Genomic DNA, 14,172 nt, shown 5'->3' with positions numbered 1-14,172 from the left:
GGCTGGCTTCAAGGTGGAGAGTTTTTCCAGGGTCGTGTCACCGCGGATGATGTTGTCCTTATCCACGGCTTCAAAGCCGGCAGGAGCCCAGACCGGAATGATTTCATCATCGAAGCGACCGGCTTTCTGCGCTTCGGCGGCTTTACGATGCGAAGCCTGAGCAAACTTATCCTGCTCTTCGCGCGAGATCTTATTGAGTTTCGCCATGATCTCCGCACTTTCACCCATGGTCAGTCCCGTGAGTGGTTCAGCCAGGGCAGGCGGTTTCGGCAGCCAGGCCTTGGCCGAGAAATGGGACAGCATGGCAAGCTTGTCCGCCGGGGTCTTGGCCTTGTTCAGAGACAAGAGAAACTGACGCGCTTCTTTGGAATAAACGATGGGCACATCCGATAGAACCTCGACGCCACCGGCGAGGGTGGTCAGCGGCTGGCCGAAGGTTATGGATTTGGCGGCATCGGCAATGGTGTGCAGACTGCTGGTGCAGGCGCGGTTCACAGTGTAACCGTGGATATGCGGCGGCAATCCCAGGTTGATGACAGCGTCACGGGCCACGTTACCATTCTTGGTTTGCGGAACGACTACGCCAGCGCTGATTTCATCAATATGCTGCGGATCGAATTCGAGTTTGCGAAGCAAACCGTCGACGACCCGGCTATAGAGTTCCAATGCATCGGCGTTCTCAAAGGCGCCAAATGATTTGACGAAAGGCGTGCGCACCCCATCGATGAAGACAGGCTTGCCGTTTCCATCAGGGAGCTGAGCACGATACTTGGTCACGTTCAACATAGGTATCTCCCGAGTGTCCTGTGGTTCAAAGGTGCCTCCCAATGTGGATTCTTTTTGCTTTTTAAACAAGACCAAATTCGGGCTTGGCGGACAGTCAAGGACGGCTTCGGAAGGCTTGGGAGAGTGAGGGCGAGACACGAAAGCAAGCTGCCCAGGTTGCTTTATAGCCCTGGGCAGCGGTGCGAGCGTGACAAAAGCCTGGTACAGCAGGCTGTTTCAGCGGAAGGTATCAAGGTACAAATGTGTTCCAATCAAAGCTGGCCACGGGTTTTGAGACTCGCAACGATCTGCTCGATCAGCATGTGGTCAGTATTGGTCATATTCAGGAAGGTGCCGCCTATGCGAAAGCGCTGGGGATCAAACCACCGACACTCACAGCGGCAGATAAACCTTGATGGAGCAGGGATTCCGAGCGGCGCCAGCGGAATATTCAGCCAGTACTGGGCACCCGGTGTCGCCGAGACTTCACCGGTGAATTCCAGTTTGAAACCACCCGTGCTGATATCGAGCAGGACCGCGCTTTGACAGAAAAACGGAAGCCATTTGAAGCGGCGAACTTCCACGAGAGCATGAGAAACATAGCGTTTGGCGCGAGGTTTGGCGACCTGGGCTTCCAAACTGTTTGCATCGGCTGCCAAGAGCTGCCTCCTTATGGACCGTACATATCCTTTAAGTATAGGCCATGGGTCCGGCCGGAGTCCATGGGAACCTCAGAAAGCGGTCTGAAGCTTCAGCTCAAAGCGTTGGGTTTTCCAAAGCCCGCCTTGGGTGGAAAAGTCCTCGGGCAAATGATTATAGAGCTCGATGCGGGTCAGAGCCCGTTGATAGATGAGTCCGGTTTGATAGCGTTTTTCCAGGCCGAAATAATCCAGATTCAAGGCCAAGGGCCCGTTGACATAAATATTTTCCAGAGTACTACGGGTTTTTTTGAATTTTTCATTCCGCTCCTCGCGCAGCGTCATGGTTCCGACCAGGGGAACTCGAATGCGATGGAACACGGCATCTTTGTGCAGGAGCTGGCTCGTATGAATGTCGATTGCGTAAAATCCCTGAGATTGCTCCAGGAGAATCGACTGCGGCGGCAGGATTTGATTGGCCGTCGGCTCGCCACGGGCTGCAATGCGGCCGCGGAATTGAAATTCAGGAAGGCCCTGCATCCAGCTCGATGATTCGGCGGTGGCCAAAGGAATGCTGCTATCGGTCAGTTCCGCTTCGTGCATGAGAGGCCCGATCTCATATTGAACTCGGGCTTTGGGCGCATGCTGCACAAGCATATAGTCGTCACTCATGGTCATCGGCACAGACGCCATGCGGAAATCATCGGGGCTGGGTTCGACGTTTTTCACGATCAAACCGTAACGCAGAGGTTGATGAGCAGAGGTCTGATCATCATTGGAATCGCCACCGATATTGAAGGAGATGCCTGTGCGCAGACTTTCGGGCAAGGCCGTGGATTTGAATTCCCGACCCAGGAATGTGGACATCGAACGGGTCACATCCGTGGGACGCGCGGTGGTGATATTGGAGCTTAATTTATAGACGGAAAGGGAGCGAAGGCGCGTCTCCTGAGCTTTGGTGCCGGTACGCGCCTGAAGATCGAGCAGCTGGCGATGCTGCTCAGGATTCATAAGGCTCCTATTGATCGCAGCGAAAAGGGGTTTGGTGAAGATCAAGCTTTGTTCAGCCACGGGGCGTGGGCTCTCGATCAGAAAGGGGCGGCTGTCAATCCAGCCTTCAGCGTTTTGACCCTGGCTGATCGAGGACAAAAAAAGACCGGACAGGAAGAAAACTCCCGTCAGGAAAGACTTTTTTGTGATTTTCGACGCCATATTCAGCTGCTCCAACACCGCTTAAAGGCTCAACGGGGACATCAACGAAGGATGTCTGGCACCAGTCATCCACAGGGGTGGGTTGCAACCAGGGTGCCAAAAAGTTACATGGAATTGCGTGGGATTAACTATCCAAAATCATTTGATAAAGTAGAGTTTGCGGCGGTCGCTGTTCGCTGCCTGGGCCGCCTTACTGTCGGGCAGAGACCAAGGATGACAGAGCTTTCAAGGGGTTGTTCCTGTTGTTCTGCTCGTCTATAAGGTGTACAACATTGCAACTTGTTCGCTGGCAGGGATTTTCCAGGAGTATCGGGTCAATCACCCGCCACTGAAATGGCAGGCATGAAAGAAGGAAACGAAATTCATGCTTGGTTGACCCGGCTTAGTCTCGCAAGAGACTCCGTTATGAGCGAATCATATAGGCACCCCCGGATGCTTCACCAGTCCTGGGCTCTGCGGCAAGCGGTTAAACAGATCTTAGGGGTAAAGGCCGTGCTGCTTGCAAATAAACCGCTCGATAACATTGCCTAGGTGACCTTTATCCGCGAAGGCGGAAATTTTTGAGGTAACTCAAAACATGCAACGAGTTCTTGTTCTGTCACATTCGAAAAGGGCTCTTATGCCCTGCCACCCGGCACGTGCTAAAGAGTTGTTGAAGAAGCGAAAGGCGGCCGTTTATCGCCGCTTTCCGTTTACGATTATTCTCAAAAATCGAGCCGATGGAGATGTGCAACTGATCGAGCTTAAAGTCGATCCCGGAAGCAGGACCACAGGCTTGGCCTTGGTGGGGGATTTCAGACGCGGCAAGCGCACCATTTTCGCAGCTAATCTTTCTCACCGAGGTCAAGCGGTTAAAGACGCACTTGAGGCCCGCCGCTCATTTCGCAGGTCCAGGAGGGCAAGAAAAACGCGATACAGGGCTCCGAGATTTTTGAATCGTCTAAGGTCCCAAGGCTGGCTGCCCCCATCGCTTAGATCACGTGTTGACAATGTCCAGAGCTGGGCTGCTAAACTTATACGGTTTTCCCCGGTTTGCTCCATTGCTGTGGAAACTGTTCGATTTGATATGCAGAAGATGGACAACCCCGAAATATCAGGCGTGGAGTATCAGCAAGGGACCTTACTCGGTTACGAGGTTCGGGAATATCTTCTGGAGAAATGGGCGAGAAAGTGCGCCTATTGTCAGAAGGAAGGTATCCCTTTGGAAGTCGAGCACATCCATGCGAAAAGCCTTGGCGGCTCCAATAGGATCAGTAACCTGACGCTGGCATGTCGAGCTTGTAACAAGAGAAAGGGAAACCGGCCTGTTGAGGACTTTTTGAGAAACAATAAAGACCTGCTTGCGCGAATCCTTATAGACTCGAAAACCCCACTTAAAGATGCCGCCGCAGTCAATGCCAGCCGCTATGCGATAGGAAATGCTCTTGGAATATTTTCTCTTCCTATTAGTTTTTGGTCTGGCGGCATGACCAAGTCCAATCGTTCTAGGCAAAAATACCATAAGGATCATTGGGTGGATGCCGCGTGTGTCGGTGAGAGCGGAGAAAAGGTCTTCATTCATCCACGGCATAAGCCTCTTTTAGTAAAAGCTGAATCACGGGGATCACGGCTAAAGTGCTTGCCAGATCGATACGGCTTCCCCAGAACCTCGCCCAAGGCGCAGAAGCGAGTCTTTGGCTTTCAAACTGGGGATTTCATCGAAGCCAAAGTCACAAAAGGCAAGAAGATTGGATGCTATCAGGGCCGCGTTGCCGTCAGGTCAACTGGCAGTTTCAATGTCAAAGTGGAAGGTAAAGTAGTGCAAGGTATCAGTCATAATTTTTGCCGAGTCCTCCAGAGAGTGGATGGATACTCTTACGCGGTCAATTCTTAGTAAAAGCGGGTACTCCCAATTCCTCCCACCAATGAATCGGTGGGTATCCTTGTGAGGAAACATTATGAAAGCCATTAGCTCAAACGTCAAGTTGCCCCAGATGGAGGAGGAAGTCCTAGCCTTTTGGGCTGAGCAAAAGATTTTCGAAAAATCCAATGCGCAACGCAAAGGTCAGCGCGAATTTGCGTTTTATGATGGACCGCCGTTTGCGAACGGTTTGCCTCACTACGGTCACCTCTTGGCGAATACGATCAAGGATACAGTGCCGCGCTACTGGAATATGCGCGGGTTTTATGTGGAACGCCGCTTCGGTTGGGATACCCACGGTGTTCCAGTCGAATATGAAATCGAAAAGACTCACAACCTGAAAGGTCGTGAGGATATTTTGAATATGGGCGTGGCGAAGTTCAATGAACTTTGCCGTGCATCTGTCGTGCACTATGTGGGCGAATGGCAGAAGACCATCACGCGCCTTGGCCGCTGGGTGGATTGGAATAATCAGTATCGCACCATGGACAAAAACTTCATGGAATCGGTCTGGTGGGTTTTCAAAACGCTCTATGACAAGGGCCTTGTTTACCAGGGCCACAAGGTGGTGCCCTATTCCCCGCGTCTGACGGCTGTGCTCTCGAACTTCGAAGCCAACCAGAATTATCAGGATGTGCAGGATCCGGCGATCACGGTGAAGTTTAAACTCGTCGATGAAGACGCCTACCTGCTTGCGTGGACGACCACACCCTGGACGTTGATTTCCAACCTTGCGCTGGCTGTCGGTCCCGATATCGAATACGTGAAGGTCAAGGCCGCGGAAAATGGCGAGACTTATTATCTGGCCAAAACCCGCCTGGATGCCGTTTTCAAAAAGAAAAAGGGCGAAGGCGAGCCCTATCAGATCCTTGCTGAAGTCAAAGCGAGTGATCTGGCCGGTCGCCGCTATGAGCCATTGTTCCCTTACTTCAAAAATCACAAGAACGCTTTCCAGGTTCTGGCCGATTCATATGTCACAACCGAGGAAGGTACCGGCGTCGTGCATCAGTCGCCAGCATATGGTGAGGACGACTTCCGGGTTTGTGCGACCGCTGGCATTGATATCGTCGATCCTTTGGATGAGGAAGCCCGATTCAAGGACATGATCCCTGAATTCAAAGGCCTTTTTGTCAAGGACGCCGACAAGGAAATCATCAAGGCTCTCAAGGACACGGCGCATCTTCTTCGCCATGAAACCTTGGTCCACAGTTATCCCATGTGCGAACGCACAGGCGGGCCTTTGATCTATCGCGCGATCCCCTCGTGGTTTGTCGCGGTCGAGCAGATCAAAGATCAGCTGGTGGAAAATAACCTCACCATCAACTGGGTTCCCGAGCATCTGAAGCAGGGCCGCATGGGCAACTGGCTGAAGAATGCGCGCGACTGGGCGATCAGCCGCAACCGTTACTGGGGTACGCCGCTGCCGATCTGGATCTGTGACAAGAACGATCAGCATCGCACGGTTTTGGGTGCGGTGAAGGATCTTGAAGAACTGACCGGCGCGACCGTTGATGATCTTCACATCCACAAGATCGATCATCTGCGTTTCAAATGTCCGCATTGCGCGGGCCAGATGAAACGCGTGGCCGAAGTCTTCGACTGCTGGTTTGAATCCGGCGCGATGCCTTACGCACAGCTGCATTATCCTTTTGAAAATAAAGAACGTTTTGAAACAATTTTCCCGGCAGACTTCATCGCGGAAGGTCAGGATCAAACCCGCGGCTGGTTCTATACCCTCGCGGTTTTGAGTGCCGGCCTCTTCGGCAAACCGGCTTTCAAGAATGTTGTGGTGAACGGCATGGTCCTGGCGGCCGACGGCAAAAAAATGTCGAAGCGCTGGAAAAACTATACGCCACCGGAAGAACTGATCTCCGCGTTCGGTGCCGACAGCGTGCGGCTCTACATGCTGAACTCTGCAGTTCTGCGTGCTGAAGATTTGCGCTTCAGCAACGACGGCGTCAAGGAAACGACGCGTTCGGTGATACTCCCGCTTTGGAACGCCTTCAGCTTTTTGACCACGTATGCCGCTGCAGATGGCTGGCAGCCGTCGGCTCAGCTCGTGACCGGCGCGGCTCCCAAGGTGAAGGGTGAACTCGATCGCTGGCTGATCTCGCGTCTTCATACGCTGATCGCCGGTGTGCATAAGGAAATGGAAGGCTATCATCTTTATAACGTCGTGCCGCGTGTTCTGGCCTTCATCGAAGATCTGACCAACTGGTACATCCGTCTCAGCCGCCGCCGTTTCTGGGCAGGCGAAAAAACCTTGAGCGCGGATACGCGTGAAGCCTACGAGACGCTTTATTATGTGATGACGGCTTTCTCGAAGATTCTGGCTCCTTTCGCGCCATTCACAGCCGAACGCATCTATCGCGGACTGACCGAAGATCTGGCCAACGTGCCGGCTTCCGTTCACCTTTGCGATATGCCGGTGGCCGAGGAAAAGGTCATCGACAGTGCCCTCGAACGCCGCATGGACCTTGTCCGCACGGTCGCCGAGCTGGGCCGTTCGCTGCGCGCCAAACATCAGATCAAAACCCGTCAGGTCCTGCCGGGCATGATGGTGATCACGCGCAGCCAGACCGATGCCGATCATGTGGCCAGCGCTCAGGCTCTGATCAAAAACGAGCTGAACCTGAAGGAACTTCAGTTCAGCACGGATGAAACCCAGTTTGTGAATCTTTCCGTGAAGCCGAACCTGAAAACTCTGGGCAAGCGACTCGGCAAGGATCTGAACACGCTGCGGACGCATCTGGAAGGGCTGAATAAAAATCCACAGGAAGTCGCGAAACTCCTGGCGGTCGTGGAATCCGGGAACGGTACGGACGTTCTGGGTCATACGCTGACCATCGAGGACTTCCTTATCGACCGTGGTCCCAAGGATGATCGTCTCATTGCCACAGCAATGGGCGTGACCGTTCTTTTGGATACGCATCTGACCGAAGAGCTGATCCTTGAAGGACTTGCCCGTGAAGTTGTGAATCGGATTCAGAACTTCCGTAAAGACAGCGGTCTTCAGGTGACCGACAGGATTGATATTCAGGTTCAGGCCGGTGACGAGATCGGTCGCGCGGTGCTGCAGTTCCAGGACTATATCAAGTCGGAAACGCAGGGTCGCACGCTGGAGGTGGTGAAGAGTCTTTCGAGTGAATTCAAAGGCACCTTCGAGCTGGCGGAAGAAAGCATTCAGCTCGGTATCACTCCGTTGCGCGCCTGAGAACGCAGCCGAAGTCCATAAGAGGGGGCTCGTTCTTTTATGCCTGGACACGGATGGATTTTGGGACTGTGCGCCTTGCTGCTGAGTTCCTGTTACAGCCTGCAGCAGGCGTATTGGTTCAATAATGCCTTCAACAGTCGCATGCCGGTCGCGGAAGCCCTGCAGAGCGATCTGGATGAGGCCGGGCGTAAAAAGCTCCTTCTGAGTCGTGAAGTCTTGAAATTCGCCGCCGAGCAGGGATTGAACGTCGGCGATGCCTACCAACACTACATAGCTCCCGGTCCGGGAACAGTCAGTTATCTGGTCCAGGCGGCCGCAGCCGACCGTCTGGAACTGAAAACCTGGTGGTTTCCCTTTGTCGGCCGGGTTCCCTATCTCGGTTTTTTTGATCGTGAAGCCCGTGATGCCAAGGCCCAGGAGCTCAGGGCCGACGGTCTGGACGTGAGTCTGGGCACCGTGGGTGCCTTTTCCAGTCTGGGCTGGTTCGCCGATCCCATTTATGATGCCATGACCAAACGCAGGGATGAGGACTTCATTGAGCTCCTTTTGCACGAGCTTGTGCACCGGAGCTTCTGGTCCAAGGGCTCGGCCGCGTTCAATGAAAACCTGGCGGAATTCGGGGCCTTGCATTTGACCGAGATTTACCTGAAGGCTCACAGGGGTGGGGTCGGTCTTTCGGAGTTGAAGAATTATAAAGAGGAAAAGGAAAAGCTCTCGCAATGGATCTTTGCCTTGCGCGATGCCCTGAAAGAGCTTTATAGCAAGCCTATGGACCTTGAGCAAAAGTTGAAGGAAAAGGCAGCGATCATTGCATCGTTTCGCCGTGAGCGTTTTCCGGAGCTTAAGACCCCGGAACTGGCGGCTGCGCGGAATCGGGAGTGGAACAACGCGTCCATTCTTGGCGCCGCTCTTTATGCGCCTGATACCCAGCGTTTTCAAAAGGCCTTCGACTGTTTGCGTCCGCAGCGTATGGGGGACTTCCTGGAAGCCTTGCGTGAAGCCGAGGACGAGGCTCCCACTGTGGAAGAGGCCCTGGATAGCCTTTGTTCAATAAGCGCAGAAAAGAAAGGCGCGTGACGATGGACGCTCTGAAACCGACGGCCGGATCAATCTCGCAATTGCTTGCCGAGCGGGCCTTTAAAAAATTGCGGCAGATCTTTAAAGAGATCGAGGTTGCGGATCTGTCCGAGATACTCGCGCAGCTCGATATCGTGTCGTGCATTGTTCTTTACCGACTGATACCCAAGGACCGTCGGGCCGAGGTCTTCTCCTACCTGCCTTTCGAGTTGCAGGCCAAGCTGCTCGATCAGCTGCCAGACCTTGTGTCGGCCTCGCTTTTGAATCAGATGGAAACCGTCGACCGGACCCATCTTCTGCAGAACCTGCCTTTTGAAATTCGGGAAAAGCTTATTTTAAAGCTCCATCCCGAGGAAATGCAGATCACCTGGCAGATGCTGTCGTATAAGGCGAGCAGCGTCGGTCGACTGATGAATCCGGAATTTTTCTCGATTCCCTCGGGCATGAGTGTGCATGATGCCCTGGCCGCGATTCGCTGGAGCGGCAGCCGCGTTCCGGAAAATCTTCTGAATCAGATTTTTGTGGTGGATCCGCAGGGTAAACTCCTGGGGCATGTGAACCTTTCGAGCCTCGTCCTGGCTGATCCGGCCAGCATCCTGGTCGATGAGCTGATGGATAGGCAGCTCGTTACGCTTCTGGTGACCGATGACAGACGGAAGGCGGTGGATGTGTTCCGCAAGTATGATCGGCCCTATATTCCCGTTCTGAATACAGAGGGCGGAATGATTGGACTGATTGAAGCCGAGGATGTTTTCGATGTGGCCGAGGAAGAGGCCACGCTGGATATCCAGGCCTTTGGCGGGCAGAGCAGTTTGCAGGAAGCTTATTTCCAAACTTCCCTCTGGCAGCTCATCCGTAAGCGCGGATCGTGGCTGGTCGCGGTCTTTGTGCTTTCGATGCTTTCCTCTGTGATCCTGAAAAACATGTTCAGTGATCGAACCGGGTTTGGACTGATGCTGCTCTTTTTGCCGATGGTGCTCTCTGCCGGTGGCATGGCGGGCTCGCAGGCCGCGGCCATGACCATGCGAGGCCTTGCGGTTCGGGAGATCCTGGGATCGGACTTCGGCCGACTCTTAGGGCGGGAAATCCTCATCGGCCTGGCCCTGGGTCTGATGCTCGGTTTGATTGGATTTGGTTTTGCGCATTATGCGGAGGGTCTCGATCGCCCTTACGCGATGGTTTTAGCGGCTCTGGTGGGCGTGACTGTTATCCTCGGCATTTTGCTGGGAGCCCTTTTGCCCTTTATCATGCGCCGCTTCCGTTGGGATCCTGTCATTGCCTCGGCTCCTGTGATCGCCACCGTGGTGGATATCCTTGGTCTTCTGCTTCTGATGTGCCTCACTCTTTATTGGGTGCAGGATCTTGTGAAGGGGAGCCCCTGAATGTGGATTGATGATCAGGTTCTGAAGGCCTGCGCCCGGCCTTTGGCGACGGAAGTCTGGATTCCTGAGGCGCCTATGGTCGTGCTCGGACGCGGCAACAAAGTCGAAAAGGAAGTCAACGTCCGGGCCTGCGTGGAGGATGGCATTCCCATACTCAAACGCCTCGGCGGGGGCGGCACCGTGCTTTTGCATTCGGGCTGTCTGATCGTCAGCCTTGGCCTTTGGGTCAAGGAATTCTATGCGAACGATCGCTATTTCCGGCTTTTGAATCAATCGGTCATCGACTGTTTGAATCGTGAGCTGCCGCAGCTTGCGTTTGATCAGCGGGGGCATTCCGATATCGTTCATGGCCAGCTGAAGATTGCCGGAACTTCACTCTTTCGCAGCCGCAATTATCTTATGTACCAGGCGTCCATTCTTATCGATATGCAGATCGAGTGGATTGAAAAATATCTGGCCCATCCGAGTCTGGAGCCCGATTATCGCAAGGGTCGGAGTCACCGCGATTTCCTTACGGATCTTGGTGCCTTGGGCCAAAAGGACGTCAAGCGCTGGCGGGATATTTTCGTCGAGAATCTGCCGGTCTTCGTTGACAGGAATTTTGCAGCCGAAAAGATTGCGCCGCAGGATGCACAGATTCCGCATGTGCTCAGCCGTGTGGGCGAGGAATGGCTCAAGCCGGAAGAGATCGAAGCGGCCCTTAGGGGCGGCTGATGTTGAGCTGATTCCGTCGATAAAGAAAAAGACCGCCCCAGACCAAAGCCGAGAGGGCGGCACTCACTCCAAAAATCACGAGCATCATTTTCGTGATCGTTCCTGTCAGTCGATTCCGTTCCATTGAGATCACAACCTTGGCCAGCTCGGATCCTTCAATCATCACGCTGCTCGCGTAGTTGATATAATCAACGCCATCAATCCCGAGGTTGGTGAAATAACCCTGATCAGGAATCTCCACATCGGGCTCCAGGATGCCGGCAATATACTGGTTTTTGGAATTATAGAAGCTGATGCGATGTCCGGTTTCTTTTTCCATCTTGGTGAGAAAGGAATCCGGCAGCGGCAGCGCCATGCGCACAACGCCGGGCTCCAGAGGCTGGTTGATATCCAGATAGAGTTTATCGTCCACGCGAATAAGAGTGATTTTGCGTTCAGTGCCGGAAAACTGATGCGGGAAGCGAAGTCGATAATGCTGGCTTTCCCCATCGTCACGTCCGATCGCAATCCGTTCCCAACCGTATTTTCCAGGGGCATAGGTGAAGATCTGATGATCGCGCGGCACCAGAGTCGTGAAGGTCACATACTCATTCTGCCCTTTAGGTTTGACGAAAATGCTGAGCTGCTCCAGACCATGCTGCCGCGCAAAGTCATCCACTTTAAGAAATGCCGTCTTCTGCCAGATCGCAGCATCCCGGCTCAAAGCCTCCAGACCCGGTGTGAGGCGGTTCATCTGCTGCAGGATAGCATGCGCCACAAATCGGGCTACGAAGTGCGAACTCGCCTGGGAACGGGCATCAAAATTTTGCGTCAGAAGACAGCCCGAGATGACAGTCGACACCAGAAAAGTCATGAATAGTGAGAGGCTAAACCGCAGCACGCTTCAACCCACTTGCCCGCGTCTTTGGATCGCGTGATCGTCTTGAATTATTTGGAGATGGCTTAAGGAAGTATAGCACCCGTGGGAAAGGACGGACAAGGGACGGGGCGACTGGATCCTGGGATCCAGTCAGGCTGTCGCGGCCTGGGATTAAACGCGAATTTCAATGGTCGAGCGCAGGCGGCCTATGCGTTTCAGATCAGCCACGAAGCTGGTTGTCATGATGGCAAAAAGCGCGAAAAGTATCGTGCTCAGTACGGTGCTGACGCCTTCGGTCAGCATGGGAATCACGCCGAAAGGAAAGCTATCGCTGGTGACAAACCAGGTCGAGCGAGGCAGGGCCATGCGATTATCGAGATGATTCAGAGCATTGACGCCGGCCCCGACCAGGGAGAGACTGCCGAGCAGCAGCATTTCATAGGTCAGAAGCACGAAATAAGCCGACCAGCGCGTCATGCCGCTGCCTTTGGTGTATTCCATCTTCAAGGATCCACCGACGGCTTTTCCCACGCGTGGATGCATGACGAGCAGAATGGGAGCCGCGACGCCGACGACGCAGAGCGTGATCAGAAGGAGCTGCGAGATGATGCCGAAGCCAGGCCCTGCGGCTGTTAAAAAAAGCAGCACAAAGAGCAGCATGGCCAGGACGAGTACGGTCAGTATCCATCTGGGCAAAAGACGCAGACTTTTGAGCAGCACCGGCATCGTTTCGACCTTATGACCATCGAGATGCGTGAAGGCCGCCGTCACCCAGGCGAGGTAGCCCCAGAGCGCCAGAATTCCGGCGACGAGCAGCTCCATAATGCTGTAAAGACTGAAGGATTCAACGAGGGCCAGAAGCGAGAAAAAATCCTGAGGCACCTGCGTGTTCATCTCCTGAACCGTTTTTGCGGCCCTGAGCGCGCTCATCCAATAAACCAGGTACTGAGGTATTGCGATCGCCGCCATACTGATATAAACCAGCTGTGGCCAAATAGCCTTGAAGAGTGACCAGCCTCTTTGCCATGGGAAGGGGCCGCGGGCAGCTTCAACAGGGGCTTCGTTTCGATTGCCTTCATTCATTTCAAATCGGTCCTTGTCCAGGAAACTCACATGCAACGCTCATTACTCATAACTGAGATCTATAAAAGTGTCCAAGGGGAAGCCGCTTATGCGGGGTGGCCCTGCAGTTTTGTGCGTTTGACCGGCTGTCCCCTGCGTTGCCGCTGGTGCGATACGGTCTACGGCTTTCATGGGGGCGAGCGCCGGAATTTTGACGAAATTCTGGCGGAACTGGATCGACTCGGCTGTCCTTTGGTCGAGATCACCGGCGGTGAACCCCTGGCTCAGCCGGAGACCCCGGCTTTGATCGAGACCCTCATCGGACTTGGTTACAAGGTGATGATTGAGACCAGCGGTTCGGAGCCGATTGAACATCTGCATCCTGCGACTCATATCATCATGGATCTGAAGTGCCCGGATAGCGGCATGGAGGATCGCAATCTCTATGAAAACCTCAGCCATCTGAAACCTACGGATGAAATCAAATTCGTCATTGCGAGCCGCAAGGATTTCGAATGGGCTCGCGATCGCGTGCGCACCGGGGACCTGGATCAGCATTTTCAGGTGCTGTTCTCGTCGGCCTTCGGTCTTGTGAAACCCGCCGACCTTGTCGAGTGGATTCTGGATGCCGGTCTTCACCGCGTGCGTTTGAATCTGCAGCAGCATAAATACATCTGGCATCCCCGCGCCAAAGGAGTTTGAGGCATGGCAAGCAACGCGGAATGGCTGCAACGATTGCAGGCCGTGGAGTGTCGTGATTCCAGTTACAACGCGAAAGAGGATCCGCTGGTTTTTGCCCGGGCTCAGGGAAGTACCATCTGGGACGCCGAGGGACGGGCTTACATCGATCTTTGCGCGGGTTTTGGGGTCGTGGCCCTTGGGCATAATAACGAGGTTCAGAAGCGCGTTTTTGCCTCGTCCATGAACCAGGAGGCGCTCGTTACGCACGGCATGGGGGATGTGTATCCATCCATTGCCAAAGTCGAGATGCTTGAAACCTTAAAAGCCGCTCTGCCTTCGCACCTCAGCAAGGGCGGGCTTGCCCTCAGCGGCGGCCAGGCGGTGGAATTCGCCGTAAAAACCGCGCAGATTGCCACTGGAGCCAAAGGCTTCATCAATTTCCATGGCAGTTATCACGGACTCGATCTTGGCATTCTTCCCTTAACCTCGCGTCAGGATTTCAAGGATCCTTTCCGCGGCTGGTTGCCGGAAGATCGTGTGACCGAGCTGCCTTTCTCCTGTGAACTCAGCCTCGTTCGCAAAGCCATTCACGCGCAAAAGTCCGCGGGCTTCGGCTGCGCCGCCATCATTATCGAACCCATTCAGGGCCGTGCCGGTATTCGTCCGCA

12 protein-coding genes are annotated in these 14,172 nt (G+C 54.1%); 7 read left to right on the top strand and 5 right to left on the bottom strand.

From position 1 onward, the window contains the following. From VFO10_RS10200 to VFO10_RS10190, 3 genes are all read right to left on the bottom strand, one after another. Positions 1-786: acetyl-CoA C-acyltransferase (locus VFO10_RS10200; RefSeq protein WP_349259357.1), on the bottom strand; the 786-nt coding region annotated here is incomplete at its 3' end. Positions 787-1,037: 251 nt separating this feature from the next. Further along, positions 1,038-1,424: a PilZ domain-containing protein gene (locus VFO10_RS10195; protein WP_325139662.1), complete on the bottom strand. Its 387-nt coding sequence runs from the start codon at positions 1,422-1,424 to the stop codon at positions 1,038-1,040. A gap of 72 nt (positions 1,425-1,496) precedes the next feature. Further along, positions 1,497-2,615: a hypothetical protein gene (locus VFO10_RS10190; protein ID WP_325139660.1), complete on the bottom strand. Its 1,119-nt coding sequence runs from the start codon at positions 2,613-2,615 to the stop codon at positions 1,497-1,499. Between the two features lie 577 nt (positions 2,616-3,192). On the opposite strand from VFO10_RS10190, the gene iscB reads away from it, so the two are divergent. The 5 genes from iscB to VFO10_RS10165 all read left to right on the top strand — a co-directional run bounded on the left by iscB (position 3,193) and on the right by VFO10_RS10165 (position 10,902). Then, complete coding sequence (iscB, locus tag VFO10_RS10185; protein ID WP_325139658.1) at positions 3,193-4,488, top strand: RNA-guided endonuclease IscB; 1,296 nt, start codon at positions 3,193-3,195, stop codon at positions 4,486-4,488. A gap of 64 nt (positions 4,489-4,552) precedes the next feature. Next, complete coding sequence (gene ileS, locus VFO10_RS10180) at positions 4,553-7,729, top strand: isoleucine--tRNA ligase (protein ID WP_325139657.1); 3,177 nt, start codon at positions 4,553-4,555, stop codon at positions 7,727-7,729. A gap of 39 nt (positions 7,730-7,768) precedes the next feature. Further along, positions 7,769-8,806, top strand: coding sequence for an aminopeptidase (locus VFO10_RS10175; protein WP_325139655.1), 1,038 nt, complete (start codon positions 7,769-7,771; stop codon positions 8,804-8,806). Positions 8,807-8,808: 2 nt separating this feature from the next. After that, entirely contained in the window at positions 8,809-10,188 is a 1,380-nt protein-coding gene (gene mgtE / locus VFO10_RS10170; protein ID WP_325139664.1) for a magnesium transporter, read from the top strand. Beyond that, complete coding sequence (locus tag VFO10_RS10165; protein WP_325139653.1) at positions 10,189-10,902, top strand: lipoyl protein ligase domain-containing protein; 714 nt, start codon at positions 10,189-10,191, stop codon at positions 10,900-10,902. On the opposite strand, the gene VFO10_RS10160 is transcribed toward VFO10_RS10165, so the two are convergent. Then, on the bottom strand, positions 10,889-11,743 hold the full coding sequence (locus tag VFO10_RS10160; RefSeq protein ID WP_325139652.1) for a hypothetical protein: 855 nt from the start codon (positions 11,741-11,743) through the stop codon (positions 10,889-10,891). The two genes, VFO10_RS10165 and VFO10_RS10160, sit on opposite strands and share 14 nt — an antisense overlap. Before the next feature lie 189 nt (positions 11,744-11,932). After that, positions 11,933-12,874, bottom strand: a complete 942-nt coding sequence (locus VFO10_RS10155; RefSeq protein ID WP_325139651.1) for a hypothetical protein — start codon at positions 12,872-12,874, stop codon at positions 11,933-11,935. Between VFO10_RS10155 and VFO10_RS10150 the strand changes: the two genes are divergently transcribed. Next, positions 12,875-13,525 (top strand): radical SAM protein, encoded by a 651-nt coding sequence (locus tag VFO10_RS10150; protein ID WP_325139650.1) that lies wholly within the window; start codon positions 12,875-12,877, stop codon positions 13,523-13,525. 3 nt (positions 13,526-13,528) lie between these two features. Beyond that, positions 13,529-14,172: aminotransferase class III-fold pyridoxal phosphate-dependent enzyme (locus VFO10_RS10145; RefSeq protein WP_325139649.1), on the top strand; the 644-nt coding region annotated here is incomplete at its 3' end.

Origin of the sequence: Oligoflexus sp. (assembly GCF_035712445.1) — a bacterium.
GTDB lineage: Bacteria > Bdellovibrionota_B > Oligoflexia > Oligoflexales > Oligoflexaceae > Oligoflexus.
This window is presented reverse-complemented; position numbering and strand designations above follow the sequence as displayed.

Excerpts from the sequence above, each read along its gene's own strand:
- iscB (WP_325139658.1), top strand. The coding sequence starts at position 3,193 with ATGCAACGAGTTCTTGTTCTGTCACATTCGAAAAGGGCTCTTATGCCC.
- VFO10_RS10175 (WP_325139655.1), top strand. The coding sequence starts at position 7,769 with ATGCCTGGACACGGATGGATTTTGGGACTGTGCGCCTTGCTGCTGAGT.
- mgtE (WP_325139664.1), top strand. The coding sequence starts at position 8,809 with ATGGACGCTCTGAAACCGACGGCCGGATCAATCTCGCAATTGCTTGCC.
- VFO10_RS10190 (WP_325139660.1), bottom strand. The coding sequence starts at position 2,615 with ATGGCGTCGAAAATCACAAAAAAGTCTTTCCTGACGGGAGTTTTCTTC.
- ileS (WP_325139657.1), top strand. The coding sequence starts at position 4,553 with ATGAAAGCCATTAGCTCAAACGTCAAGTTGCCCCAGATGGAGGAGGAA.
- VFO10_RS10150 (WP_325139650.1), top strand. The coding sequence starts at position 12,875 with ATGCAACGCTCATTACTCATAACTGAGATCTATAAAAGTGTCCAAGGG.
- VFO10_RS10165 (WP_325139653.1), top strand. The coding sequence starts at position 10,189 with ATGTGGATTGATGATCAGGTTCTGAAGGCCTGCGCCCGGCCTTTGGCG.